22 protein-coding genes and 3 pseudogenes are annotated in these 24,243 nt (G+C 70.0%); 12 read left to right on the top strand and 13 right to left on the bottom strand.

All coding sequences use genetic code 11. The features are described from left to right. Nucleotides 1-676: 676 nt before the first annotated feature. From WMF42_RS05505 to WMF42_RS05495, 3 genes are all read left to right on the top strand, one after another. Entirely contained in the window at nucleotides 677-2,020 is a 1,344-nt protein-coding gene (locus tag WMF42_RS05505) for a hypothetical protein (protein ID WP_437690651.1), read from the top strand. A gap of 14 nt (nucleotides 2,021-2,034) precedes the next feature. Continuing rightward, entirely contained in the window at nucleotides 2,035-2,556 is a 522-nt protein-coding gene (locus tag WMF42_RS05500) for a hypothetical protein (protein ID WP_437690649.1), read from the top strand. A gap of 129 nt (nucleotides 2,557-2,685) precedes the next feature. Further along, nucleotides 2,686-3,681 (top strand): hypothetical protein, encoded by a 996-nt coding sequence (locus WMF42_RS05495; RefSeq protein WP_437690647.1) that lies wholly within the window; start codon nucleotides 2,686-2,688, stop codon nucleotides 3,679-3,681. Nucleotides 3,682-3,751: 70 nt separating this feature from the next. On the opposite strand, the pseudogene WMF42_RS05490 reads toward WMF42_RS05495, so the two are convergent. Continuing rightward, nucleotides 3,752-4,146: pseudogene (locus tag WMF42_RS05490) on the bottom strand (LysR substrate-binding domain-containing protein); the annotation flags it as partial. 50 nt (nucleotides 4,147-4,196) lie between these two features. Here WMF42_RS05490 and WMF42_RS05485 point away from each other — a divergent pair. Together WMF42_RS05485 and WMF42_RS05480 are read left to right on the top strand one after the other, a co-directional pair. Next, nucleotides 4,197-4,286, top strand: a pseudogene (locus WMF42_RS05485) (NmrA/HSCARG family protein); the annotation flags it as partial. A 40-nt stretch (nucleotides 4,287-4,326) separates the two neighbouring features. Beyond that, complete coding sequence (locus tag WMF42_RS05480; protein ID WP_437690646.1) at nucleotides 4,327-4,818, top strand: SRPBCC family protein; 492 nt, start codon at nucleotides 4,327-4,329, stop codon at nucleotides 4,816-4,818. 58 nt (nucleotides 4,819-4,876) lie between these two features. On the opposite strand, the gene WMF42_RS05475 is transcribed toward WMF42_RS05480, so the two are convergent. Continuing rightward, the gene (locus tag WMF42_RS05475; protein ID WP_437690644.1) at nucleotides 4,877-5,386 is read right to left on the bottom strand and encodes a DUF4260 domain-containing protein; all 510 of its coding nucleotides are present in this window, start codon (nucleotides 5,384-5,386) and stop codon (nucleotides 4,877-4,879) included. Nucleotides 5,387-5,499: 113 nt separating this feature from the next. Between WMF42_RS05475 and WMF42_RS05470 the strand changes: the two genes are divergently transcribed. Then, nucleotides 5,500-6,462 carry a LysR family transcriptional regulator gene (locus tag WMF42_RS05470; protein ID WP_437690642.1) on the top strand — a complete coding sequence of 321 codons (963 nt, stop codon included), beginning with the start codon at nucleotides 5,500-5,502 and terminating at the stop codon, nucleotides 6,460-6,462. A gap of 43 nt (nucleotides 6,463-6,505) precedes the next feature. On the opposite strand, the gene WMF42_RS05465 is transcribed toward WMF42_RS05470, so the two are convergent. From WMF42_RS05465 to WMF42_RS05455, 3 genes are all read right to left on the bottom strand, one after another. Next, nucleotides 6,506-6,907, bottom strand: coding sequence for a hypothetical protein (locus WMF42_RS05465; protein WP_437690641.1), 402 nt, complete (start codon nucleotides 6,905-6,907; stop codon nucleotides 6,506-6,508). 185 nt (nucleotides 6,908-7,092) lie between these two features. Further along, nucleotides 7,093-7,806, bottom strand: coding sequence for a hypothetical protein (locus WMF42_RS05460; protein WP_061609544.1), 714 nt, complete (start codon nucleotides 7,804-7,806; stop codon nucleotides 7,093-7,095). Between the two features lie 376 nt (nucleotides 7,807-8,182). Then, nucleotides 8,183-9,160: a hypothetical protein gene (locus WMF42_RS05455; RefSeq protein WP_437690639.1), complete on the bottom strand. Its 978-nt coding sequence runs from the start codon at nucleotides 9,158-9,160 to the stop codon at nucleotides 8,183-8,185. Nucleotides 9,161-9,245: 85 nt separating this feature from the next. Here WMF42_RS05455 and WMF42_RS05450 point away from each other — a divergent pair, with 85 nt between their 5' ends. From WMF42_RS05450 to WMF42_RS05440, 3 genes are all read left to right on the top strand, one after another. Then, entirely contained in the window at nucleotides 9,246-9,668 is a 423-nt protein-coding gene (locus tag WMF42_RS05450) for a hypothetical protein (protein ID WP_437690638.1), read from the top strand. A gap of 143 nt (nucleotides 9,669-9,811) precedes the next feature. Beyond that, nucleotides 9,812-11,446, top strand: coding sequence for a DUF1552 domain-containing protein (locus WMF42_RS05445; RefSeq protein ID WP_437690636.1), 1,635 nt, complete (start codon nucleotides 9,812-9,814; stop codon nucleotides 11,444-11,446). Between the two features lie 404 nt (nucleotides 11,447-11,850). After that, nucleotides 11,851-12,522: a hypothetical protein gene (locus WMF42_RS05440; protein ID WP_437690634.1), complete on the top strand. Its 672-nt coding sequence runs from the start codon at nucleotides 11,851-11,853 to the stop codon at nucleotides 12,520-12,522. 148 nt (nucleotides 12,523-12,670) lie between these two features. Here WMF42_RS05440 and WMF42_RS05435 read toward each other — a convergent pair whose 3' ends face one another. Continuing rightward, on the bottom strand, nucleotides 12,671-12,919 hold the full coding sequence (locus WMF42_RS05435; RefSeq protein WP_199693569.1) for a hypothetical protein: 249 nt from the start codon (nucleotides 12,917-12,919) through the stop codon (nucleotides 12,671-12,673). On the opposite strand from WMF42_RS05435, the gene WMF42_RS05430 reads away from it, so the two are divergent. Next, entirely contained in the window at nucleotides 12,909-14,069 is a 1,161-nt protein-coding gene (locus WMF42_RS05430; RefSeq protein WP_199693570.1) for a glycoside hydrolase family 11 protein, read from the top strand. The two genes, WMF42_RS05435 and WMF42_RS05430, sit on opposite strands and share 11 nt — an antisense overlap. Before the next feature lie 405 nt (nucleotides 14,070-14,474). On the opposite strand, the gene WMF42_RS05425 is transcribed toward WMF42_RS05430, so the two are convergent. The 7 genes and pseudogenes from WMF42_RS05425 to WMF42_RS05395 all read right to left on the bottom strand — a co-directional run bounded on the left by WMF42_RS05425 (nucleotide 14,475) and on the right by WMF42_RS05395 (nucleotide 22,854). Continuing rightward, nucleotides 14,475-14,630, bottom strand: coding sequence for a hypothetical protein (locus WMF42_RS05425; RefSeq protein ID WP_155798184.1), 156 nt, complete (start codon nucleotides 14,628-14,630; stop codon nucleotides 14,475-14,477). Between the two features lie 121 nt (nucleotides 14,631-14,751). Continuing rightward, nucleotides 14,752-14,940 (bottom strand): addiction module protein, encoded by a 189-nt coding sequence (locus WMF42_RS05420; RefSeq protein ID WP_437690631.1) that lies wholly within the window; start codon nucleotides 14,938-14,940, stop codon nucleotides 14,752-14,754. An 8-nt stretch (nucleotides 14,941-14,948) separates the two neighbouring features. Beyond that, nucleotides 14,949-15,830 (bottom strand): hypothetical protein, encoded by an 882-nt coding sequence (locus WMF42_RS05415; protein ID WP_437690630.1) that lies wholly within the window; start codon nucleotides 15,828-15,830, stop codon nucleotides 14,949-14,951. Between the two features lie 221 nt (nucleotides 15,831-16,051). Further along, nucleotides 16,052-16,175, bottom strand: a pseudogene (locus tag WMF42_RS05410) (dihydrofolate reductase family protein); the annotation flags it as partial. A gap of 279 nt (nucleotides 16,176-16,454) precedes the next feature. Next, nucleotides 16,455-21,482, bottom strand: a complete 5,028-nt coding sequence (locus WMF42_RS05405) for an AAA family ATPase (RefSeq protein ID WP_437690628.1) — start codon at nucleotides 21,480-21,482, stop codon at nucleotides 16,455-16,457. A gap of 307 nt (nucleotides 21,483-21,789) precedes the next feature. Further along, nucleotides 21,790-22,050, bottom strand: coding sequence for a hypothetical protein (locus WMF42_RS05400; RefSeq protein WP_437690626.1), 261 nt, complete (start codon nucleotides 22,048-22,050; stop codon nucleotides 21,790-21,792). A 288-nt stretch (nucleotides 22,051-22,338) separates the two neighbouring features. Next, complete coding sequence (locus WMF42_RS05395; protein WP_437690624.1) at nucleotides 22,339-22,854, bottom strand: hypothetical protein; 516 nt, start codon at nucleotides 22,852-22,854, stop codon at nucleotides 22,339-22,341. A gap of 489 nt (nucleotides 22,855-23,343) precedes the next feature. On the opposite strand from WMF42_RS05395, the gene WMF42_RS05390 reads away from it, so the two are divergent. Both WMF42_RS05390 and WMF42_RS05385 read left to right on the top strand, forming a co-directional pair. Then, nucleotides 23,344-23,937 (top strand): hypothetical protein, encoded by a 594-nt coding sequence (locus tag WMF42_RS05390; RefSeq protein ID WP_437690622.1) that lies wholly within the window; start codon nucleotides 23,344-23,346, stop codon nucleotides 23,935-23,937. A gap of 41 nt (nucleotides 23,938-23,978) precedes the next feature. Then, entirely contained in the window at nucleotides 23,979-24,173 is a 195-nt protein-coding gene (locus tag WMF42_RS05385) for a hypothetical protein (RefSeq protein ID WP_199693707.1), read from the top strand. Nucleotides 24,174-24,243: the final 70 nt, after the last annotated feature.

The raw sequence follows: 24,243 nt of genomic DNA, 5'->3' as shown, positions 1-24,243 counted from the left end.
AGGTTCGCAGCGCCGAGCGCCGACCGCCGATGCGCTGCCCGGCCTGGAGCGCGTCGGGCGGGCCGGCGATCAACGCGGTCCGGCATCCGCCCCTGTTCACGCGTCGCGCCGGAGGAGCCCCGCCGGCCTGGCCCTCCCCCGGGCCCGGGGTACCCCCGCGGGCCCATCAATTGGCGTTGACATCGGCCATGTGATCGTTCACATTCTCCTCGACAGGTATCCTTTTGCTTCGCCTCGTGTGGGTCGTCATGCGCACCGGGACTTCGGTTGTCGTGAGATCCAGGGTATTGTCCACCGGAGTTGTCCGAGATCCGGCAGGGCGGCCGGATGGCGACGTTGGGTGGGGGGCGATCGATGTTGCGGCTGGCGCTGCTCAGCCCCTCCTCGGGTGCACCGTGTCATCACATCGGCCCCGGCCGGGATCAGGTGCTCCGGGTTCCGTCACACTGCGGGACCTGCTCTGGGTTGATAGACGACTTTTCTATACGATCCCCCTGGAAAGCGACGCCATGCCAGCAACTCATCCATGCATCGAAGGGGCCGCCTGAACGAAGCAGCCCGCGAGAGCTCGTCCAGGTCCCCTGGAGGCTCACGCGTGCAAGCCCCGGTTGACGTCCCTGCCGCTAGCGAGAGGCCCGTGCGCAAACCCACCAGAACGACAACGCTGCTCCTTTCCATGAGCCTCTGCGGGAGGATCCTGCTCGGGCTCTCCGCCGCGACCGCCGCGATGTTCGCGCTCGCGCCCGTCGCGCTCGCCGCCCCCGAGGCGTCGAAGTCGATCGCGGTGCGCATCGAAGGCCCCGGCGCGGATGACATCCGCGAGGACATCCTTGCCCTGTTGCCGGAGACGCTCGGGGTCGTGGACCCTGACGCGTTCTCGACGTCGCTGAAGAGCGCCGGCCAGACCAGGCCCGTCGGGGACGCGCTCGTGTCGAAGGCCCGGCGGAAGAAGGCCATCGACCGCATCCGCAAGGCAGGCAAGGCCGCGAAGGCGGAAGGGGTGATCTACGGCGTCTCGCGGACCAACAAGAAGAAGAAAGAGGTCCACCTCGTCTACGTCGACGAGAACACAGGCGACCTCGCCGTGGACAGCGCGGTGCCGCTGAGCGGCTCGCGGGACGACCGCAAGAAGGCGCTGGAAGAGCTGCTCGGCCCGACGCTGGCGCAGATCGCGCCGCCGCCCGCCGAGGAGGACGCGGCGAAGGGCGACGGTCAAGGCGAAGGCGACGGGGGCGACGAGGAGAAGGGCGAAGGCGGCGAGGAGAGCGACGCCGACGAGGGCGGGAAGGGCGGCAAGCGCGTGCCGCACGAGGCCGGCTCGGCGCTCTTCTCGGTCGAGCTCGGCGTCGAGTTCGTCGGCCGCTGGTTCGACTACTCCGATCCTCGCACGCAGAACCTCCGGCCCTACAGCGTCTTCGGGCAGCCCGCGATCTCGGTCTCGGGCGAGCTGTACCCGCTCGCTTCCACGGACATCGCGGTCCTCAAGGGCCTCGGGATCACCGCGGGGTACGCGCGGGCGCTCGGCCTCAACTCGGCGGTGGGCGGCGGCGCCCCGGTCAGCACCACCTACCAGCGCGTCAACCTGGGGCTCCGGGAGCGGCTGTCGATCGGCGACGCGTCCCAGCTCGGGATCTCCGCCGGGCTCCGGTTCCTTACCTTCGAGGTCGACGCGCCGGCGGACCTCGCCAGGACGGTGCCGAACGTCTCCTACACCCTGTTCCGGGCAGGCCTCGACGGGCGCTTTCCGGTCGGCCCTGTCGCGCTGGCGCTGGGCGCCGAGTACATCCTGCCGCTCTCGTCGGGCCCGGTCTACGAGCGGTTCACGGGCGCGAGCGTGCAGGGCATCGGCGCGCTGGCCGGGGTGATGATCCCTGTCGCGACAGGCATCGAGGCGCGCCTGCTCGTCGAGTACGCCCGGTTCTTCTCGTCGTTCCAGCCCGAGCAGGGCGACGCTTACATCGCGGGCGGGGCCATCGACCAGTACCTGGGACTGCGGCTCGCCGGAGCCTACGTCTACTGAGAGAGAGGTAGCACGTGACGTTCATGACTTCCCTTCACGGGCGCGCCGCGCTCACCGCGGCTGCCCTGCTGACTGGCGGCGCGCTCCTCATGAGCTGCGCTGGGACCCTCGACGACGACGAGTTCCCCCCGGACGAGCAGCAGGGCAGCGGCGGCGCCGGCACCCAGGGGGTCGGCGCCGGCACCGAGGCGGTGACCGGCAGCGGCGGCGCCACGACTGGCGGGGGGCCGACCGGGTGCGCCGAAGCGCCGGCGCTGGTGACGATGAAGTGCGCCACCGCCGGCTGCCATGACGACAGCTCCAAGCTGGCGGGCCTCTCGCTGGCCGCCGGGTGGGAGAACACGGTCCGGGGCCAGGCGTCCACGTGCGGCGGCGGCAGCATGGTGCTCGTCCCGGGCGACCCGGACGCCAGCACGATCTACACGAAGGTCACGCCGACCCCGCCGTGCAACAGCCGGATGCCGTTCGGCGGCGCGGCGCTCAGCGACACCGAGATCGCGTGCATCCGCGACTTCATCACCGCGCTCCCGCCCTGAGGAAGTGAGCGAGCGCCTGGCCGCCACGGCGGCGCGGGCGGCGGCTCCGGCAGCCTGAGGGCGACCCGGGCGGCGGCGGGCGGATGACCGATCGGGGATCGGTGTAGACTGCGACGCCGGAGCTGGGCGATGGGCGGCAAGCTGTTCAACCTACCGAGGATGCCCCGGGGCGAGTACCTGGCGCTCGAGGCCGAGGTGCGGCGCTACCTCGACGTCAAGCTGCCGGGGCAGTACCGCATCCCGCGCTACTACGGCGACAAGCCGGACTTCGGGGACATGGATGTGATCGTCGCGTCGCGGCCGGACTGGGGCGAGGTGCGCGCCGAGATCGCGCGCGACCTCGGGGTCACGCAGACCAGGGCCGTGGGGCACGTGTTCTCGACGGTGTACCGCGGGCTGCAGACCGATTTTTTCCCGGTGCCGGAGCGCTACCTCGACATCGCGTACAGCTTCATGTGCTTCAACGACGTGGGGAACTTCGTCGGGCGGATCTGCCGGCGCTTCGACCTGAAGTACGGCGAGCGCGGGCTCGCCTACGTGTACCGGCGCGAGGGGGGCAATTACCGGGCAGACCTGGAGGTGACGCGCGATTTCGAGCGGATCTGCGGCTTCCTCGGGCTCGATCACGGCGCGTGGCGGGCGGGGTTCGCGTCGCTGCCGGCGGTGTTCGACTGGGTGATCGCGAGCCCTTATTTCTCGGTGGCGCCCTACCTCGACGAGGGCGAGAGCCCGCTGCGGGAGCGCGCCGGCGTGCGGTCGACCGTGGCGCGGTTCATCGAGCACCTGAGCGACCGGGGGATCGACAAGCGGCCCACCCTCGGGGACCGGCGGTCGTACCTGCCCATGATCCTCGCCGCGTTCCCGGAGGCCGATCTCGGCGGGCAGATCGAGCGCGAGCGCGCGGCCGAGGCGCGGCGGGCGCAGATCGACGCGAAGTTCAGCGGCAAGCGGGTGATGCGGCTCGTGCCGGGGCTGGAGGGGAAGGCCCTCGGCGAGCTCATCACGCGGTTCAAGGGATCGTTCGACGACTTCGAGGGATGGCTGCTGGCGACGCCGGAGGAGGAGATCGACCGGCGCATCACCGAGCTCGCCGCGCTCCTCGACGAGAGGAAAGGCCCGCCGTAGCGCAAGGCGCTGCCGTGGATCGTTGTGGAAGGAAGCGCCCGTGGCGTAGAGGTCGGCGGGGTCAGCCGTCTCATGCCCCGACATGGGCCGCCAGCTCGTCAGGCGTTCCCAGGGGAAAGGCTTCCTTCAGTTGGTCGAGGAAGGCGGATACACGAGCGCTCAGCACGACAGCCGGAACCGCAAGATGGCCCGCTTGTCGAGCGAGGCCCGGCTCGCGACGACGACCAGCCGATCGCGCAACAGGATCCGCCCGACAAGGCTTTCATCCGGAGCCGGATTGACGCGGATTACCAGATCATAACCTTCCTCGATCATGTCGACGGTACGATCTTCCGTCGTGACCTCGAGCCGGACCTCCGGGCATTTCAGCGCGAACCCGGCGGCGAGCTTGCCCATCGCCATCTGCGAGACGAGCAAAGGCGCGCTGATGCGCAGCTTGCCTCGCGGCCGGTCCCCACCCGCGGCGGTTACCGGCGGAGCGATCCCCCATGACCATCCTCGTTACCGGCGCGACCGCCGGCGATGCGGCACGTCTCACAACGCTCCTGGGGCGCCCCCTGCGCTCCTACCGCGACTTCGCCGCCGAGGTCGCGACCCCGGCCTGACTGCCGGCAAACCTCAACTCTCACGACAAGGAACATCCTCATGATCTATTCGACAGCCACCATCCCGGTGAACCCGCAAGGCGAGACCGAGCTGACCCGCGCGCAGGTGTGGGAGGGCCTGGTCCTCAAGGCCCGCGACGCCCGCCAGTTCCTCCCGCCGGGCCTCTGCACCCGTTGCGACGTCGTCGAGGAGAGCGCTTCTCACATCGTGCGTGAAGCCACGATCGGTGGCGACGACCTGCGCGAGATCATCACGTTCGAGCCGCAGCGCAAGGTCACCTTCTTCCAGGCCACCGGTCCCCGCGAGGGCGCGATCATCAACGAGCTGTTCGAGGACGCCGACGGCGCGCTCCAGCTCCGCTTCTACTGCTACCTCGGCCTGCGCGGCAAGGAGCCGAACGGCCCCGAGGAGCAGGCCGAGCAGGAGTGGATGAACGGCGACAAGGGCTACAAGGGCGCCCTGCTGTCGACGCTGAAGCGCACCCGCGAGCTGCTCGCGGAGGGCCGGCTCCGATCACAACAAGGGACATGAACGGCGGGACTGCCTCTGGGCCCGGGTGCAGCGGCGGCCATGGGGGTGGTCGGTTACTTCAGCAGCCGTCTTCAGGTCGGCGACCGTTGAAACCATCGTTGCTCGAAAGAGCGCGAGAGCCCACGCGGCCGAGGTGCGTGTCGCCGAACGCCGTCCCGTACTTGAGCCCATAGCCCAGCATCCGATCGAAGCCGATGTGCCCGACCCAGATCGCCGCGCCGAGCAGCAGCGCCGGCGAGCCAAGCGCGACCGACGCGGCCGCGAGCAGCGCCGGGGCCAGATGGCTGTGCCCCGCGTTGTAGGCCACCGCGCCCACCCGCGGGCCCGCAAGGTAGCCGAGCATCGACAGGTCGGGCAGGAGGAACAGCGCCGCGAACCATCCCCAGCTCCCGCCCAGGTGCCCGTAGGCGAGCAGCGCTGCTCCGAGCACGAGCGCGCCCTCGAGGCGCAGGAGCGCGCGCGGCATGCCCTTGGCCCCGCCCGCCGAGACCTCGCCGGTGGGCTGCGGCGCGGGGCGGCGGGCAGAAGGAGCAAGGTCGAGCGCAGGGAGCGTCGCGGCGGTGGTCATTGTCGTTCTCCTCGTCGTGCGTACCGGCGCGGGTGCCGGCGACGTGGAGAGCATGGTCGCTGCGGGCGCTCATGAACATTGTACAAATGCGTCCATCCGCTCATCATCTTTTGATGAGCCCAGCCGAGCCCTCGTGGGACCTCTACGGTGCCTTCCTTGCCGTCATGCGCGGCGGCAGCCTCTCCGCCGCCGCGCGCGCCCTCGACGTCGCGCAGCCCACCGTGCGCCGCCAGATCGAGCAGCTCGAGTCGCAGCTCGGCGTCGTGCTCTTCACCCGCGCGCCGAACGGCCTGGTGCCGACCGAGCTCGCGCTCGCCACCCTGCCCTACGCCGAGTCCATCGCCGCGAGCGCGCGCGCCCTCGTGCGCGCCGTGTCGAGCCCCACCGACGCCGACCGCGGCACCGTGCGCGTCACGTGCAGCGAGGTCGTCGGCGTCGAGGTGCTTCCCCCGATGCTCGCCGCGCTCCTCGTGGCGCATCCGCGCCTTCAGATCGAGCTCGTCGCCACGAATCGCACCGAGGACCTCCTGCGCCGCGACGCCGATGTCGCCGTGCGCATGGCGGAGCCGACGCAGGCCGGCCTGGTGAGGCGCTGCGCCGGGCGCGTCGAGCTCGGCCTCTTCGCCACCAAGGCGTACCTCGCCGCGCGCGCTGCCCCGACGTCGCTCGCGGGGCTCGTGCCGGACCACGCCCTCATCGGCGCCGACGGCTCCCGCGCCATCATCGACGCGCTCGCCGCCGCCGGGCTCGTCACCACGCGGCGCGAGTATGCGTTCCGCAGCGACAGCGACATCGCGAAGCTCGCCGCTGTGCGCGCCGGCCTCGGCATCGGGGTCTGCCAGCTCCCGCTCAGCCGGCGGCCGGTGCCGCTCGTGCGCGTGCTGCCCGCGCTCGCCTTCCACCTGGACGTCTGGGTCGTCATGCACGAGGATCTGCGCGCGGTGCGCCGCGTCCGCCTCGTCTTCGAGCACCTCGTCGCGCAGCTTGGTGCCTACGCGACCCAGGCGCGCGAGACACGGCCGGCGGCGGCGAAGGCCCGGCCGCCGGGCACGCGGCGAAGGCACAGCTCCGGCTGAGCGGCGAGGGCCCCTTCATGACGCCGGGGCGCTCGGCGGAGCGTCACGGCCCCGTCACGAGACCCGAGATGTGGATCTGTACGAGCGGACCATCCGCCTCGTCGTAGACCACCACGCTCGATCCTCCGATCTCGCGTCGGACGATCACGTCCTGAAGCACCATCGGCCCCTGTCCGAGCTGCAGCAGCGCGCCCGTCGCCTCCGGCGCGTGATGCCGGAGGGGAAAAAAGGACTGCACCGTGTACCCCGCGGGCACCGGTGGATACGAGCCGATGAGCGTCGCCGCCCCTGTCGCGTCGATCTGCCAGAGCTCGACTGCCCCGCTCCCCTCGCCCGTGGCGAGCGCGACGCGGAACGAGTCCGGCGCGAGCGCGCGCACGGCGAGCAGCGGAGCGTCCGGCAGGCCGACGATCGGCACCGAGCTCGCGCTGGCGAGATCGACCACCCCTCTGCTGTCCTTTTCAGCCGAGCTCCACGCTAGAGTGGTTTCGCGCTTGCACGTCGAATCTTCCAATGCGGGGTGCGTGGTGGCGCTGCCGGATGGGCTATCCGCCTGACGGTTTGCGCGTGGGTTACTCCGCCGTCGCCCCCTCGGCGGCGGTGCGAAGCGCCGCCCGCTGCATGCCCTTGTCAGGTTGCTTTCGGGGCCAAGATGTGGCCCCGCTCAAGAAACGCTCTCCGCACGTTGGTCATCCAGGAAGCGACGATCTTGTCCGACCCGTTCCACTCGTCCTCCTTGAGAAGGTGTTCGATGCGGACGTCGCACTGAAGATCTGACGCCCAGCGCTCGAGACTACGGATCGACGCTGATGCCGCGAGTATACTGGCCAACATCTTGGCACGGCGGCCGAGCAGGCCATCCGGCCCCGTCGCGCTGTGACGCTCTGCGGGCGTCAGGCCAGCGGGGACGAGCACCGGGCACTGCTCGTCGACTCTGACCCGCGCCTTCTCCGGGAAGCTCGGATCGACGAACACAGCGGTGACGATGAGCTGCGGAGTGACCCAGCTCCCCGAATCGATCGCGCACCACAGCAAATTGCGGTCCAACGTCTCGCTCTGGTCCAGAAGGAGCGCGATGGCTCCGACGAGGTGCGGGCGCCAGTTCGCATCGCGGAACAGAGCGGCGACCCAGCGGGCGGGGTCGCCGGCGGAGAGCGCACGCTCAACGCGATCGATGACGATCTGGGCCCCCGGGGTGTGGAGGTGAAGCAGTTCGAGGTGTCCGGGGACATCCAGCTCCCCCTTCTCGAACACCACCGCGAAAGGACCGAATTCGGTCAGTGCCATGTCAATCCTGACGTCGTCATCAGCTGTGCTGCGCGACAGCTCTTCGCGTTTTCGCATGCAGGCTGCGAGCCGGAGCGCCTTGAACTCCGATCCTACCTCCTCGTGCCGCCCCCACGCATCGTGGAAAGATAGCGTATCCGAAGGCTGCCCCACCTTGTCAAGGAGACCGGCGCAGGACCGTGCGGGCCCTGCACCGGACGAAGGCGCGAGCGGACCGGGCTGGCGACGTCGGCTGGGCCACGCCGGGCCAGGGCGGCGGCGGCTGAGACGACCAGGGCACGATGATCTCGCGCGAGGACGGCGTCGCCGTGGAGACGCGCCGGTTTGCTGAATCGCTGGAGTGGAGGGAGCTCGCGCCCGCGCAACCTCCCGCCGATCGTCAGCCGGAAAAGACCGTCTGACTCATCGCCTTGTCGGGCCGCATCATCGACCGTCAGGAGAGCACTTCGGTGGCCGTCTTCGCCCCGAGGACGTTCTCGATCCAGCGGTCGAGGGTCGCTACGTCCGTGCATGCCTGGATCCGCGCGCTCTCGTTCTCGGTGAGCCCGATCCCTGCACGCGCAAGCAGTCGCAGCAGCGTGTCCCTCTTGCCCTCGAGCTTGCCCTCACGCACGCCCTCGAGCATGCCCTCGAGCTTGCCCTCACGCATGCCCTCGAGCTTGCCCTCACGCATGCCCTCGAGCTTGCCCTCACGCATGCCCTCGAGCTTGCCGCGATCGACGAGCTTCTGCACGAACGGGGGAAAGGTCGCCTCGCCTTCGATCTGCCGTTCCATGACCAATGCCTCCAGAGCCTGCCTCATCGGCTCACGCAACCCGTTCCAGATGAGCTGAAAGTAAACCATGGCGTGCTCCTGGTCGAGCCGGCCGAGGCCGGCGAGCGCCGCCTGGACCACGGTGAGCCCGCTCGGCCCGTTGCCGTGCGCCACCGCCGACAGCACCGCGAGCTCCGTCTCCTTCTCCGCGTCGGCCGGGTCGGTGATCTCGGGGACCACCGCCGGACCGAGCACCAGCGGCGCGACGTTGCCGCGGCCCAGGCCGAGGTCGATGTTCTCCGCCGCCCAGGCAGCCACGCCCGCGTCCGGCGCGACAACGAGGACGATCGCGCCACAGCGCTTCCTGGCGCGCACGACCGCGACATACGCCGGCCACGAGTACTTCTTGTCCGGGTCCACGTCGCGCTGCACCTCGATGACCATCGCCAGCACCAGCGCGTCGCGCTCGTCTCGAAGCTCGAGCACCAGATCGGCGCGGAACTCCACCGGGATGAGCTGGTCGAGCGACGACTCGACGACCGCGACCGCCGCGTGCGGCGGCACCTCGACGTGGAGGAGCGTCGCGAGCAAGCGGGGCGCGAGCTCCGGGTGCTCGCGGAACATCTCGACGAGGGCGTTGTGCTCGAGCGTCGGCATGACGCTCGGCCTCGAGCACGCCCCATGCCGGCACGAAACGCCGGGCAAATGCGAGCAGAGCTCCAGCGCAGGGGGTGGCGGCGCCATGGCGGACGCAGGCGGCCAGCGACGCCGGCTGGGAAGCGGACCGGGCCGGCGGCGGCTGGAGCGCGCCGGGCAAGGGCGGCGGAGGCGGCGGCCACTCGAGGGCGTCACCTTCACGCGGGGGCCGCCGGGCAAGGGCGGCATCGGCTGGGACGAGCAGGGCGAGAGGATCTCGGGCAGCGCCATCGCCTCCCAGGCGACGCGCAAGCGGCCTGCCGCTGTGCTCTGGTTCATGCTGCGCCTCCGGGCGTACGCGACGATCGACCCCGGGTTGTCCACGGAGAGCAGCGCCTCGAATCGTTTGCCCTCGCAGTACTGCGAGGGCACCCCGGCGCCCTGTTCCGAGATCGCTTCCGAGGACTGCCGCGACGTGCCGAGTTGCCGCGTCGATCCGTGCTCGGCGGGGCACCTTTCCGTTCGATGAACGCCCGGCCGAGCGAAATAGAAATACGTTCACGGGCCCGCGGGCATTCCATGGATGATGGAGCCGTGGCAACCCCGGGCATCCGAGGGCGCTCCGAGTGGCAGCTGGGCGTTTGCGTCCATTGAGGCAGGAGAATTGCGACCATGTCGAAGCGCATGAACCGAAGAATTTTCCTCCGGGGGCTGGGCGGAGCTTGCGTCGCGGCGCCGTTCCTCGGCTCGATCTCCGACCGCACCGTGATGGCTCAGCCGGCCACGCCACCGAGGCGGCTGATCGTGATGTACACGCACTATGGCTGCATCACGACGCGGTGGTTCCCGAAGAAGTCGCACGGCCCGCTCACCGCCGCGGACCTCCAGTCGACGACGCTCAAGCACCTGGCGCCTCACGTCGACAAGCTCCTCATGCCCCGAGGCATCCGCGCGATGAACGAGTGGACGGCGACGCTGGCGCGGGGACAAGGGAACGATCGCCACACGCAGGTGAACGGGTCGTACTTCACTTGCCACCCGGTCACTCCCAACAGCGACGACCCGTTCAGCTTCGCCCAGGAGACGAAGTTCAAGGCCATGCCGACCGGTCCCTCGCTGGATCACGTCATCGCACGACAGCTCAGCCCGCAAGGCGCTCCGTTGCTCTTGAACACGACAGGTCAGACGGACAACGCTCAGTCAGCGATCTCCTACTCCGCCGCCGTGACCCTCTTCAAGGGCCTGAACGCGTCGCAGGCCTTCAGCAGCCTCACGGGCATCCTCGAGGCGGGGATGCCGCCGTCTCCGGACACCTATGCGGCGATGCGCGGCAAGAGCATCCTCGACATCGTGAAGGAAGATCTGCAGACGCTCGAGCGGTTCGACATGAGCCGAGCCGACAAGCAGAAGCTCGCAGCCTGGAAGGAGCTCCTCCACTCGACAGGAAACGTGATGGCTTCTGCGCAGTGCGACGCGTCCCTCGCCACGGCGCTCGGTGTGACGCAGGAAAACATCGACCTGGCGAGCACGGCCCCGAGCGTCGACGACAGGCTGACGCGGCGAATCTCGGAGAGTCTGGACGGAGCGGACCTCTGTTCAAACCTCGCCGTGCTCGCGGCGGCGTGCAACGCGAACCCCGTCATCTTCCTGAAGTACCCCGGGAACTACACCTTCAAGGGGCTCGGCCTGACGCAGGAGAGCGCGGGTCTCTCGAGTCGCTTGGCGAGCGCGGGCATGGTCGGCACCTGCGTCCCCGGTGCGATCGACAAGCTCCTCACGATCGACGACTACTATGCGAGGAAGTTCGCCCACCTCGTCGGGCAGCTGAACGGTATCGACGAGGGCGACGGGACGCTCCTCGACAACTGCGCGGCCGTCTGGTTCCAGGACGTGTCGGACGGCTGCGCGCGCAACCTCAACAACCTGCCGATCGTCCAGGTCGGCAGCGCCGGCGGCTATTTCAAGACCGGCTGCGCCGTGAACGTCGATGACGGCTCGCCCGATCTCACGACCGGCAACAGCGAGATCACGTGTGCCGACGGCACTCCGGACGAGGTCGACGGGATGTCCCAAGAAACGGGGACCGATCCGTCGCTCGCCAACGCGCCGATCAACAAGTACTTCTGCAGCTTGATGAACGCCCTCGGGGTCAAGGCAGGCGCGGATGGTTTCCCGGCACGGGGCGGTTCGGAGCCGGTGACCCACTTCGGCATGTACGACCGGACGGACGACTTCATCGGTGGCGGGATCAATCCCCCCACCATCCACGATCCAGGCGAGTTCGCCGCGCTCAGGGCGAGCTCCTGAGCGGTCTCGTCGCTTGGCGCGTACCCAGCCGCAGGCGCCCTCGATGCGGCCTACGCCGCGCATCCTGAGCGCTTCCCGAACGGTCCGCCCGCCGTACGCAGGCCGCCTGCCGCGGTAGCCATCAACCCGCTGTCCGTGGACGACGCTGCCGGCGAGGCCGCGGCGTCGACGCACACGGGTACGACAAGTGACGCGCCCGAGCCCGGCGCCACGCCCGCCGCGGCTCGACCTCTGCCGCTCACGTCCGAGAGCCGGAACGCGCCTCTCTGCGCGATCCACTCATAGGACTCTCGTCCGGCCTGTCTCAAGCCTGGTGGCATTTTCCGCTCCCTCTGTGCCAACGTCGGGTGAGACAAGCTGCCCCTGGAAATCTATGGTGAGAGGGCGGAGAATGGACCTGACCCGTGCCGACGCCTTCCCACCTCCGATCCGTCGATCTTACCCCCGCCCCAGCGGCGCAGGGCACTGCTTCCCGCCCGAGTGGCGTTGCCGTCGAGACCGTGCCGACGCCGGGCAAGCGGCGGCAGTCCTCGGCGGCGGAGAAGCTGCGCATCGGTCGCGAGGCGGCCGCGTGCACCCAGCGCGGAGACATCGAGCGGCTGCTGCGCCGCGAGGGCATCTACGGCTCCCTCCTGACGGCCTGGCGCAAGCAGCTCGCCCTCCACGGCAGCGAGGCTCTCGCGGGGCGCAAGCCCGGCCGGAAGCCGAAGCAGGACGCGAAGGACCGGCGCATCGCCGGGCTCGGGAAGCGCTCGGCGCGGCTCACGCCGGAGGTCTACGCGACGCTGCTGTCGCGCGGCGTCCACCTCGCCTCCATCCGCACGATGTACCGGTTGCTCGCGGCGTCCGGCGAGAGCGACGAGCGGCGCGCGCAGCGTGGGCCGATGACGCATGCCAAGCCGACGCTCACCGCCACGGCCCCCTTGCGCCACCCCCTCCGCAGCGGCGCGACCTCGACCGCTCACATCCCAGAGCCGGAACGCGCCTCTCAACGCGATCCACTCATGGGATTCTCGTCCGGCCTGCCTCAAACCTGTTGGCAACTTCCGCGGCCGCTCCATAGCGCATGGATCTAGTCGAAGGACCACATGTTCTTCCAGAGAGAGCATGGCCCGGGACACATTATTTGCCAGAGAATGGGCCACGGCACAGGCCGTAAAACATCATACGACAACAACCGTCAGCAAGCAATCTGGAAACATCTATGACAAACTTGAAGCAAAATCAACTCTCCCGTTGGCTCATACTGGCGTTCGCGTCAGTCGCGCTGGCGGGCTGTGGCGATGACACCAATACCACAGGGTCCTCGAGCAGCTCATCGTCGTCTGGCAGCGCTTCATCCTCCAGCTCCAGCTCATCTTCGAGCAGCTCCAGCTCATCTTCGAGCAGCTCCGGTTCTGCTTCGAGCAGCTCCAGCTCATCTTCGAGCAGCTCCGGTTCTTCTGGCGGCGATCTCGCGCTGGTGGTCGCCATCAACTCCGGCAGCAATTCGAGCGCGACGATTGATGGCGTAGAGTACCAGGCGGACAAATACGCTCGCGGCGGTTCACCCAACAGCACGCAAGACGCTGTCGTTGGTGGCCAGCTCTATCAAACAGAGCGTTACGGCTCATTCAGCTACGAAGTCCCGGTCACCGCCAACGGCAGATTCACCGTGCAACTGCATTTTGCGGAGATCGCAAAAAACAGCGCTGGCTCGCGCAGTTTCAGCGTTGCAATCGAGGGGAACACCGTCGTCAGCGATCTGGATCTTTATGCCGAAGTTGGTCATGACGTGGGCCACACGGAGACCTTCGCGGACATTGCGGTGAATGACGGCAGCGTCACCATCGAGCTGATCAAGGGCATAGACAATCCCACCATCGCAGGATTTGCCATTTATTCCAACGATGCTGAGCTGGACACGACGGCCACACCCATCCCCGATCTGTCCAAGTACTCAGCCTACACTCAGCAATACACTGAGAAAACCGTGATCAATTCAAATCACGCAACGGGCCACGTTGGAGAGTTCTTCTTCACCCACTGGAAAGATGGCGGCTCGACATCTTTGACTGTGGACCCGAATGGCGAATTCAGCGTGACATGGCAGGGCGGTGGCTACAACTATGTCGGTGGTCCAGGATGGCATTACGGAGATGAGAGCAGGGTGATCGGCTACCGCCTCAACAACGACAGCGGCGCGAGCTATATCGCTTTGTACGGCTGGGGGTACGACAAGAGTATGCCCACCTCAAACGCGGCACACCTGGTGGAGTATTACATCCTGCAACGATGGAGTTATGATCCCAGCCAGGGTGCTACCTCTGGCAAGACCTTCGTGAGCGATGGGGTCACGTATTCCACGTACCGCTCAACGCGGCAGCAGCAGCCCTCTATCAATGGTCGCTCCACTTTCTACCAGTACTGGAGCAAGCCTGCTCAGCAGCAGGCCCTCGGACAGGACCACAAGATCATATTCGCCGATCACGTGAAGGCATGGGCCGAAACCGGCTGGATTGTTCCGAACATGAACAATCTGGATGCGAGCGACGATCCCACCTATCAGGTCATGGCCGTCGAGGTGTTCAACCCCGGTAGCAATGGAACTGCATCGGGTCGCGTCTGGAACGCGACGCCCTGATCGAAGGGGAATGGGCTCTTCGTCGCGAATCGGTGATGGACATAGAAAGTGCGCTGACTCATCGACTCCGCCGTATTGCGGTGGCCCCTTCGTGTTCACAGCCAGCGAAACGAGGAGACCAGGATGGGGCAGCGCACGCGTGCAGACGGCCACCTCGATCCGCAGAGCTCTGACCCTCGCGTCGTGACGCCTGGCGCGAGCACGGGCGGCCGGGAAGTTCGCCCGCGCGAGGGGCGGCGGTAGAGATCGCGCCCAGGCGGCGCGCCGAAAAGACGAAGGCCCTGGGTAGCGACCAGGGCCTTCCGGGGATCGGCGACAGACCGATGTTCGTGAGCGCTGCGCGAAGCACCGTCGGCCCCAACCTCGGTCAGCTGGTGCAGGATGGGGGCGATGAGGCCGGCTCGGTCAGCTCGTCGCGCGCTGCTCTTCCGCGGGAAGCGGAGGGGGCACGGTGGTCGGCCCGAGGGCGACCTTCATCTCGTCGTCAACGAGCCGGGCGCGGGTGCGCGCCCAGTACCTGGGGGCGAGCGCGAGGTAGCGGTCCCGCGGCCAGCAGGGCATCACGCGGAGGACGTCGGCCAGCTAGGCGATCTCGTCGGCGAACCGTGCCGCCACGCGTGCATCCCGTTCCGCGTACCACGCCGCAGCCTCCTCGGCTTCCGCGAGCGCGGCTGGCAGAACCTCAACGAGCTTCACGACGGCCGTTTGCAGCCGCCAGGATGCGGCGCCGGGCCTCCGGCCAGGGGACCGGCATGACGACCCCGGCGTCGACGTCGGCGAGACGTTGCTGGATCTCTTCGGCCCACGCAGCCTCGACCTCCTCGGTCGTCTGCTCGGGCTCGTCGAGGCTCTGGATCAGCGCGGCCGCCACGGCCGCCGTCAGGAGAGCACTTCGGTGGCCGTCTTCGCCCCGAGGACGTTCTCGATCCAGCGATCGAGGGTCGCGACGTCCGTGCACGCCAGGATGCGCGCGCTCTCGTCCTCGGTGAGCCCGATCCCTGCACGCGCAAGCAGCCGCAGCAGCGTGTCCCTCTTGCCCTCGAGCCTGCCCTCACGCTTGCCGCGATCGACGAGCTTCTGCACGAACGGGGGAAAGGTCGCCTCACCTTCGATCTGCCGTTCCATGACCAATGCCTCCAGAGCCTGCCTCATCGGCTCACGCAACCCGTTCCAGATGAGCTGAAAATAGACCATGGCGTGCTCCTGGTCGAGCCGGCCGAGGGCAGCGAGCGCCGCCTGCACCACGGTCAGCCCGCTCGGCCCGTTGCCGTGCGCCACCGCCGACAGCACCGCGAGCTCGGTCTCCTTCTCCGCGTCGGCCGGGTCGGTGATCTCGGGGACCACCGCCGGACCGAGCACCAGCGGCGCGACGTGGCCGCGGCCCAGGCCGAGGTCGATGTTCTCCGCCGCCCAGGTAGCCACGCCCGCGTCCGGCGCGATAACGAGGACGATCGTGCCAACGCGCTTTCTGGCGCGCACGACCGCGACATACGCCGGCCACGAGTACTTCTTGTCCGGGTCCACGTCGCGCTGCACCTCGATGACCATCGCCAGCACCAGCGCGTCGCTCTCGTCGCGAAGCTCGAGCACCAGATCGGCGCGGAACTCCACCGGGATGAGCTGGTCGAGCGACGACTCGACGACCGCGACCGCCGCGTGCGGCGGCACCTCGACGTGGAGGAGCGTCGCGAGCAAGCGGGGCGCGAGCTCCGGGTGCTCGCGGAACATCTCGACGAGGGCGTTGTGCTCGAGCGTCGGCATGACGCTCGGCCTCGAGCACGCTCCATGCCGGCACGAAATGCCGGGCAAATGCGAGCAGAGCTCCAGCGCAGGGGGTGGCGGCGCCATGGCGGACGGGGGGCGGCCAGCGACGCCGGCTGGGAGGCGGACCGGGCCGGCGGCTGCGGCGGCCGGGGCGGCAAGGGGCGGGAACGGCTACAGCAGGAGGCGACCTGCGGGCGCGTAGACTTCAGTCCTCATGGCTACCTTCTCGGCTCATACCGCATCGCGACCGCCCCCCGAGCCGAGCTCCAGCCGGCTCACGAGCTTCAAGTCGGCGACCTTCGATAGCCCCGCGAACAACGTCGGCCCATGGCCCGCCCAGCGCTCCCCGCACCTCCGAACACCGCGCCTCCCGGGCGCGACGCGCGCCCCCGCACCCGCGCACGCGCCTTGCTCTTGCTCGGCCGCGCGCCGTCGACTCCCCGACAGCGTTCTGGGTTTGCTGTTGCTCGCATTCGCCGAACAGCCCGCCACCTCCGGAGGCCTCATGCATCGGAACCTCTCCTCCACGACAACCCACCTGGCCCTCGCGGCCTTGAGCGCGATCGCCGCCGGCGAGGCGCGAGGGAACGGCCGAAATGCCCCGGCCGCGGCGCCGGCGCCTCAGCCGCGGCCGCGGGTATGGGCGAGCGCGTAGGCCATGCCGCTCTGCAGCGTGCCGAGCGTCAGCAGGCCGTCGAGCCCGGCGGCGTCACGGACGAGCAACTGGGCCGTCTCGGGCCGCACCCCGGTGAGGATCGCCTGGGCGCCGACCAGGCGCAGCGCGCTCGCGGCCCGGGCGAGGATCGCCGCCGGGGCGGCATCGAGCTGGCGCACACCGGTGATGTCGAGGATCACCACCTGCGCGCGCGCGCGGACCGAGCCCTCGAGGGCCGTCGCCAGCACCTGCGACGCGCGGGCGTCGTCGAGCACCCCGATCAGCGGCATCACCACGATGCTCTCCGTGATCGGCAGCAGCGGCGCCGCCATGTCCGCCAGGCGCTCCTCCTGGACGCGCAAGATCTCCGCCTGCGCCGCCGACCGCTCGCGCTCGGCCCGCTCGCGCTCGCCGATCTCGCGGCGCGTCTGCGCGTGGGCCTCACGCAGCGCCTCGCCCTGGTGCACCAGGTCGGCGTTGACCACCTGGAGCTGCTCGAGCGCGGTCTGCAGCTCGTGTGTGCGCGCCTCGACCTGCTGCTCGAGCTGCTCGCGGGCCTGCTGCACGCTGGCGTACAGCCGGGCGTTCTCGATCGCCACCGCCGCCTGCGCCGACAGCAGCTGCAGCAGCTCGACGCGCTCGGGCGCGAAGGCGTCGCGGGTCGCGTTGTTCTCGACGTAGAGGATCCCCGACAGCCGGCCCTGGTGGAGCAGCGGCAGGCACAGCACCGAGCGCGGGCGCTGGCTGGCGACGTAGGGGTCGCGGGCGAAGCGGGGCTCGGCGCCGGCGTCGCCGAGCAGCACGCCCTCGCGGCTGCGGGCGACGAAGCGGACCACCGACGTCGCCAGGGCGGCGTCGGCGCGCATCGGCTGGTCGAGGCCGACGCGGACCTCGTCGGGCGCGGTGCGCATCTCGGCGGCGATCGACAGGTCCTCGCCCTGCGGCACGAGCAGGAAGCCGCGCTGGGCGCCGGCGCGGAGCATGACGATCCGCATCAGGCGGTCGAGCAGTCGGTCGAGCACCAGCTCGCCGGCGACCGCCTGGGCGGCGTGCATCAGGCCCTCGAGGTCGAGCGAGCCGCCGCCGACCACGCGGTTGGTGCTCGTCGAGCGGCCCGTGCTGTGCCCGGCGCGTGCGGGCGCGGGCGGGGCGAGCAGGTCGGCGCGGGTGAGCAGCAGCTGGCTCGCCTTGGCGGCCGCGCCCCAGCGGGCGAAGCCGACGTGGGCGTCCTGCAGGTAGGCGCCGGCCAGCGCGCGACGGTTGCGGCGCAGGTGCAGCCGCGCCGCGCACTCGCTCGCCAGCGCCGCGTGGAGCACGAACCCGCGCGCCTGCGCCTCGGCGATCGCCTGCTCGTAGCCCGCGATCGCCTCGGCGTCGCGGCCGGCCAGGCGCGCCGCCTCGGCGTCCAGCAGGTGCTGGAGCGCCACGAACTGCGACGGGTTGCTCGTCGACCACGGCCGCAGGGCCGCGCGCTCGCGCTCGAGCTGTTGCGCCAGCGCCTCGCGCTCCGCCTCGCCGGCCGCATCCCAGCGGGCCGCGGCGACCAGGCCCGAATAGGAGTACTGCTCGGGCGAGTACATGTGCCCGGCCCCGGCGCCGCTCTCGTGCAGCTCGCGGGCGCGGACGGCGAGCTCGAGCCCGCGCTCGTACTCGCCGTACAGGTAGGCGAGGCGCAGCTTGCTGACCGCGTAGAGCCACGGCACGAGCCCCCCGGGCGGCATGTGGGCGACGAACGCGTCCTCATCGAAGCCGTCGCCGCCGAGGGCGCTCGTCGCCGACTCGCCCATCAAGTTGACGACCACGCGGCGCATGAACTCGACCACCGCCGTCGACGCGACGTCGCGGGTCTTCCGCAGGAGCGCCGTGACGTCGTCGATGCGGGCCTCGGCGCCGCGGATGTCGGCGTCGGCGATCAGCGCCAGCGCGGCCGATTGCAGGCAGTAGAACGACACGTAGGCGAAGTTGCCGACCTCGAGCGCGACGCGACGCGCCGAATCGCGGTACTCCTCGCCGGCCGCGTACGGCTGGCGGTAGAACACGACCGACGTGCCGAACAAGAAGTGCACCATGCAGCGGGTGCGCAGGTTGCCGGTGCGCTCGTTGAGCTTGACCCCGAGCTCGCCGAACTCGTAGGCCTTGCCGAGCTCGCCGGTGACGCCGGCGAGCAGGAGGCTGTACACCGCGTAGCTGTAGTCCGACCCGTCGACGTTGCCGTGGCGCAGCGACAGGTTGACCATGTGCAGCACGATCAGGGGGAACAGCGCCGGCCTGCCGACGAACACCGGCCCCGACATCGACGCCAGGAGCCGCATCACGACCTCGACGTCCGGGTCGCGCGCCGGCGGGGCGTCGAGCAGGGCGCCGATCCGCCGCTCGCCGAGGTTCTCGTGGGCCGCCGCGAACGCGGCCGCGACGGCCTCCTGCAGCGCCGGGCCCTCATCGGGCAGGCCGATGCCGTACATCGCCAGCGCCGCGCGCCCGGCCGCGACCACCGCCGCGAAGTCGCCCATCGCCGCGTGCAGGAGGACGCGGAGGTCGTAGACCTGCGCCCGCTCCTCGCGCGAGCGCGCCCGCGCGAGCGCCTCCTCGAACAGCGCGTCGGCCTCGGCGAACGCCCCGCACAGGTACGCGCACTCGGCCAGCTCGACGCGCAGCGCGAACCCGAGCTCGAACCAGTGCGCCCACGGGTCGGCGCCGAGGCACTCGCAGCCGGCCTGGAAGTACTGCCGCGCCGCGTGGTAGGCCGTCGCCGCGCGCGCCCGCCGGCCCGCGCGGAGGTTGAGTCGCGCCAGCTCGAGCCGCTCGTCGCCGCCGATCCGCGGCAGCGCCAGGTCGAGGTGGCCGACGACCTCGAACAGCGCCTCGTCGGGCACGCCCGCCGGGTACGCGTCGCGCAGCAGCCGGCCGACGCGCAGGTGCGTCGCCTCCCGCACCTCGCTCGCCAGCAGCGAGTCGGCGGCCTGCTGCACGCGGTCGTGGAGGAAGCGGTGGAGATCGTCGCCCTCGCCGCCGGCGAGCGGCACCACCAGGCCCTCGCGGACCAGCTCGCCGAGCGCCGCGGTCGCGTCGTCGCCGTCGTCGCCGCCGACGGCCGCGAGCACGCGCCACGAGAAGCGATAGCCGACGCACGCGGCCCGCTGCAGCAGCCGCTGGGCCGCGGGGGTCAGGCGGCGGATCTTGCTGGTGACGAGGGCGACGACGTTGTCGGTGACGTCGCGCGCCTGCACCTGCGCCTCGTCCCACACCCACCGGCGCGCGGCGGGGTCCCAGCGCAGGAGGCCGTCCTCGGCGAGCAGCAGCAGGAACTGGCCGATGAAGAACGGGTTGCAGTGGGTCTTCTCGCCGACGATCCGCGCCAGCGCGGCGACCTGCGGCCGCTCCATCACCAGCGTGTCCGCCAGCAGCTCCTCGACGTCGGCGAGCGCCAGCGGACCGAGCGGCACGTCGCCGACCTCGACCCCCGCCGCGCGGAGATCGGCGAGCGCGGCCGGCAGCGGGTGCCCGCGGCCGACGTCGTCGTCGCGGTAGGTGCCGAGCACCAGCAGGTGCCTGCATTCGGCGTCGAGCAGCATCTCTTGCAAGAGGCGCAGCGACGCCGGGTCGACCCACTGCAGATCGTCGAACGCGAGCACGAGCGGGTGGTCGGCGGCGGCGAAGACCCGCAGCAGGGCGGTGAAGATCAGGTTGAAGCGGTTCTGCGACTCGGCCGGGCCGAGCCGCGGGACCTCGGGCTGCGGGCCGACGATGAGCTCGAGCTCGGGGATCAGATCGGTGAGGAGCTTGCCGCTGCTGCCGAGGGCGGACGCGATGGCGCGCCGCCACGCCTCGAGGACCTCGGGCGCGGCCGTCAGCAGGGTGCGGCACAGCTCGCGCAGCGCCGTGGCGATCGGGGCGTACGGCGCGCCGCGCTCGTATTGATCGCACTTGGCGGCGACGAAGAACCCGCCGCCGCGGGCGACCGGCGCCGCCAGCGTCTGGACCAGCGCCGACTTGCCGGCGCCGCCGGGCCCGCGCACGAGCAGCAGCGTGCGCGCGCCGTCGGCGACGGCGGCGGAGGTCGCGAGCAGGACGTCGATCTCCTGCTGCCGTCCGTACAGGCGCGGCGGGATCCGCGGGGTCGACGGCCGGTCGGCGCTGCCGGGCGCGAACGGCTCGATCGTCCCCGTCGCTGCCCACGCGGCCGCGCAGCGCTGCAGGTCGGCCCGCAGCCCGGCCGCGCTCTGGTAGCGATCCTCGGCCGCCTTGGCGAGCAGCTTCATGATGATGTCCGACAGCACCGGCGGCACCTTCGGCATCAGCACCGCCGGGGCGACCGGCACGCGCGCGAGCTGGCTGTGGACCAGCGCCATCGCGTCGCCGGCGTCGAACGGCAGCACACCGGTCACCAGCTCGTAGAGCGTCACGCCGAGCGAGTACAGGTCCGAGCGCGCGTCGACCGGCCGGTTCATCCGCCCGGTCTGCTCGGGCGACATGTACGCCAGAGTGCCCGCCATCCCCGCGCCCGCATCGACGCGCAGCGCCCCGTCCTCGCCGCCGGCGATCGCGAGGCTGAAGTCGATCAGCTTCACCTGCCCGGTCGACGGGTTGTAGACGATGTTGTGCGGCTTGACGTCGCGGTGCAGCAGCGGATAGCGGTGCAGCAGGTCGAGCGTGCCCGCCACCTCGACGCCGATCGCCAGCACCGCCGCGAGGTCGAGGGCGCCGGCGTGGAACAGCACGTCGAGCGAGCGGCCGCCGCAGTCCTCGAGCACCAGCGCGAGCTCGTCGCCGAGCGTCTCGAGCGCGTGCGCCTTGATCACCCCCGGCAGGTCGAGCGATCGCAGCACCGCGAACTCCCGCCGCAGCGCGCCGTGGATCGCCGGCGCGAGCGGCCCGCCCTTGCCGATCTTGACGACCACGCGGGCGCCGTCGCAGGCGCGGACAGCCCGATGGATCACCACGCCCGCGCCCTCGTGCAGCTTCGCGGTGAACGTGTACGCGCCCAGTTCTGCCATGATTGTGCCTCGTGACCTGTCGATCGTCGCGCCCAGCCGCCGCGCGAATCATCGATCGCGCCACCGTTTCCCAGCGTACGTCCCGAGCGTACGTGACGCGACACGACCGGGTAAAGCATCGGCGTCAGCGCATCGCCGCCCCGCCGGCCGCCTCGCCGACCGCCGCGGCGACCCGAGGCGCGCGGACACCGCCGACTGTACGCAGCAACACGCGCCGGCATTCACCGCGAGGACCCCCGCGCCGGCGGCCAATCACCGCACCGCGGGGTTGCGCTCGCACTCGCGTGCACCCCTGCCTTCGCGCACCTCACGCGGTGAAGCCCATGTCTTCCGAGGGACGTGCGCGAGGACGAGATCGAGGTTCGACGACGGGATCCTGCAGATCCACCGCCGGCCGCGCACGCAGGCGCCGAAGCGCTTCGCCGACCTGCTGCAGACGATCCACCCCGACGACCACGAGTTCGCCGAGGCCGGCTTCCGCCACGCGGCGCGCCCCTGCGAGTTCGCCGACCTCGAGTACCGGCTCGTCCGCCTCGACCTCGAACCAGCCGATCGCCGTCTCCTTCACGGCGCGGGGCCGGTCACCCCCGGGCTGGGGCCGCCGGGCAAGGGCGGCATCGGCTGAGACGACCAGGGCGAGATGATCTCGGGCGAGGACGGCGTCGCCGTGGAGATGCGCCGGTTTCCTGAATCGCTGGATTGGAGCTCGCTCGGCGAACCGCGGCGGTAGAAGCCGGCGCGTCCACAGGTCCGGGGGCAGCGGCCCGCCGCTACAACCGCGGGTGCAGAGCCGGGGCTGGCTCGTCACTGGACGTCCAACCATCAGAGGTCGGTGGGACCGCATGCGGCGCTCACATCACCTCTTTCTCCAGTAGCCCGGCCTCTGTTTTGCGTGTGCGATGGCCACGACAAGAATGCGCGTTGGCTCGTCTCGGTACACGACGAGATACGGAAACCGTGTCAAACGCACCCGACGCGTCCCGTAACGGGTAGAGGGCCAGCGGCCCGGCGCCTCCGCAATAAAGAGCTTCACGACGGCCGTTTGCAGCCGCCAGGATGCGGCGCCGGGCTTCCGGCCAGGGGACCGGCGTGACGACCCCGGCGTCGACGTCGGCGAGAAGCCGCACTCGTCCGACTCGCAGTGGGAGAACGCAACGTAGCGCAGCCGCTCGACCGGCATCACCCGCGCGATCGCCACGCGCACCGCCGGGAAGAGGCGGCGCGGGCCGGTGTGGAAGAGCAGCGGCGCGTCGTCGACCAGGAGATACTGGTTGAACGAGAACGCAGCTTTGCCCTCCCCCACCGGGGTGTGGAGCTGATAGATGCCATTGGCCACCTCGGTGACCCGAGCCTCCGCCGCTGAATCGGTCATCTGCTCCTCCTCTCCAGCTCTCCAGCCGTACTGGACGCCGCCGCCGGCCTTGCGGCGCGGGCGGCGACTCACGCATCGTCGCACGGAGGCAGCGTCCTCCACCACTGTCGCTCGACGAGCTCGCGACGCCTGGGGGGTCATCCCGGGGGGTCATCCCCCGGCTCTTCGTCGCGGCGCGCCCCGAAGAACAGATGATTTCTGTCGATTCCTTGCGTGGCCTGCGCCCCCTCCGTCGCAGCATCGCAGGGCCGGATCGATCCCGGCGCGACCGGGCGCAGGGGCGCATCCAACACGTTGAATTTGCTAAGTTTATCCGGCCGCGAGCCCCGCCCTCCGGCCCTGGCGAGCTGGGACAATGTCCGTCCGACCGATCCCTTTCCGGACGGGTCGAAGGTGGCCATCCGTGGTAGACGTCAAGAACACGGGGTGACGGACGGCGTGCTCTCGCGAGCCGCGCGCGCTGGACGGCTTCGTTTTGTAGGAGACTTCATGGACAAGATCTCGCTCACGTACTTTGTCGACTTCGTTCTCAAGGCCGGGGCGCCCAAGCTGACCGGCGTCAGGGAGTTCAAGGAGCGGAAGGATGAGCTCCACACGGACTTTTACAGGCAGGTGACAGAGGCGATCGTCGACATGCACAGGAGCGGAAAGCCGACCAGCGTGCTCGACACCTTCCTCGCCGCCCAGCACGACGAGCGGCGCCGCCGCATCTATCCGTCGGTCGTCGATGGATACCGCAAGTTCCTCGCCTCCGGGAAGATGACGTGGTTCGAGCCGCCCGCGGCGACATACCGCCTCGGCGATCTCGAGATCAACGTCAATCCGGAGCTCGGGCTCGTCATCGACGGGACGCCTCACGTGATCAAGATGTATTTTCGCGGGGAGCCGCTGTCGTCCAAGCGCGTGTCGGTCGTGCTGAACCTCTTGATGAACGGCCTCGCCGAGAGCACCCCGGGCGGCGCCTTCGCGGTGCTCGACGTGCGCAACGCCAGGATTCACACATTCAAGGTACCGAACCCGCGGATCGGCTTGCTGCTCCGCGGCGAGGCCGCCTCCTTCGCCACCATCTACACAGGGCTGTGATCGCCGTCCCGCCGCGCGGGCCCGTCGTCACATCTCCCCGCATGCCGTGGGAGCAAGGCAAGAACGCGTTCTTTGTCTCGGTCCGCGGCGACTCGGCCAAGGAGATCACCGAGCGCTGGGAGAAGCTCTCTCCTGGCGCGACCGTCGCGCAGCCTCTGGCGCCGTCGGGATGGACGCCCCTCCACGGGATGCTCGAGGATCGCTTCGGCATCACCTGGGTACGAGTTCGGCTCTGATCCGATTGTGCCTGTGCTTCACCATTCGCCTCTCCTGGGGTGCTTGAGGTTCGACGATGTGGAGCTCGGC

The sequence above is a fragment of the Sorangium sp. So ce176 genome, assembly GCF_051519835.1.
Taxonomy (GTDB): domain Bacteria; phylum Myxococcota_A; class Polyangia; order Polyangiales; family Polyangiaceae; genus Sorangium; species Sorangium cellulosum_G.
Note: the sequence above shows the minus strand (reverse complement) of the source record. Positions and strands in the feature narration are given on the sequence as shown.

Excerpts from the sequence above, each read along its gene's own strand:
- WMF42_RS05505 (WP_437690651.1), top strand. The coding sequence starts at position 677 with ATGAGCCTCTGCGGGAGGATCCTGCTCGGGCTCTCCGCCGCGACCGCC.
- WMF42_RS05495 (WP_437690647.1), top strand. The coding sequence starts at position 2,686 with ATGGGCGGCAAGCTGTTCAACCTACCGAGGATGCCCCGGGGCGAGTAC.
- WMF42_RS05480 (WP_437690646.1), top strand. The coding sequence starts at position 4,327 with ATGATCTATTCGACAGCCACCATCCCGGTGAACCCGCAAGGCGAGACC.
- WMF42_RS05475 (WP_437690644.1), bottom strand. The coding sequence starts at position 5,386 with ATGACCACCGCCGCGACGCTCCCTGCGCTCGACCTTGCTCCTTCTGCC.
- WMF42_RS05470 (WP_437690642.1), top strand. The coding sequence starts at position 5,500 with ATGAGCCCAGCCGAGCCCTCGTGGGACCTCTACGGTGCCTTCCTTGCC.
- WMF42_RS05460 (WP_061609544.1), bottom strand. The coding sequence starts at position 7,806 with ATGCGAAAACGCGAAGAGCTGTCGCGCAGCACAGCTGATGACGACGTC.
- WMF42_RS05455 (WP_437690639.1), bottom strand. The coding sequence starts at position 9,160 with ATGCCGACGCTCGAGCACAACGCCCTCGTCGAGATGTTCCGCGAGCAC.
- WMF42_RS05450 (WP_437690638.1), top strand. The coding sequence starts at position 9,246 with ATGGCGGACGCAGGCGGCCAGCGACGCCGGCTGGGAAGCGGACCGGGC.
- WMF42_RS05445 (WP_437690636.1), top strand. The coding sequence starts at position 9,812 with ATGTCGAAGCGCATGAACCGAAGAATTTTCCTCCGGGGGCTGGGCGGA.
- WMF42_RS05435 (WP_199693569.1), bottom strand. The coding sequence starts at position 12,919 with ATGGCGACCACCAGCGCGAGATCGCCGCCAGAAGAACCGGAGCTGCTC.
- WMF42_RS05425 (WP_155798184.1), bottom strand. The coding sequence starts at position 14,630 with ATGCCCTGCTGGCCGCGGGACCGCTACCTCGCGCTCGCCCCCAGGTAC.
- WMF42_RS05415 (WP_437690630.1), bottom strand. The coding sequence starts at position 15,830 with ATGCCGACGCTCGAGCACAACGCCCTCGTCGAGATGTTCCGCGAGCAC.
- WMF42_RS05405 (WP_437690628.1), bottom strand. The coding sequence starts at position 21,482 with ATGGCAGAACTGGGCGCGTACACGTTCACCGCGAAGCTGCACGAGGGC.
- WMF42_RS05395 (WP_437690624.1), bottom strand. The coding sequence starts at position 22,854 with ATGACCGATTCAGCGGCGGAGGCTCGGGTCACCGAGGTGGCCAATGGC.
- WMF42_RS05390 (WP_437690622.1), top strand. The coding sequence starts at position 23,344 with ATGGACAAGATCTCGCTCACGTACTTTGTCGACTTCGTTCTCAAGGCC.
- WMF42_RS05385 (WP_199693707.1), top strand. The coding sequence starts at position 23,979 with ATGCCGTGGGAGCAAGGCAAGAACGCGTTCTTTGTCTCGGTCCGCGGC.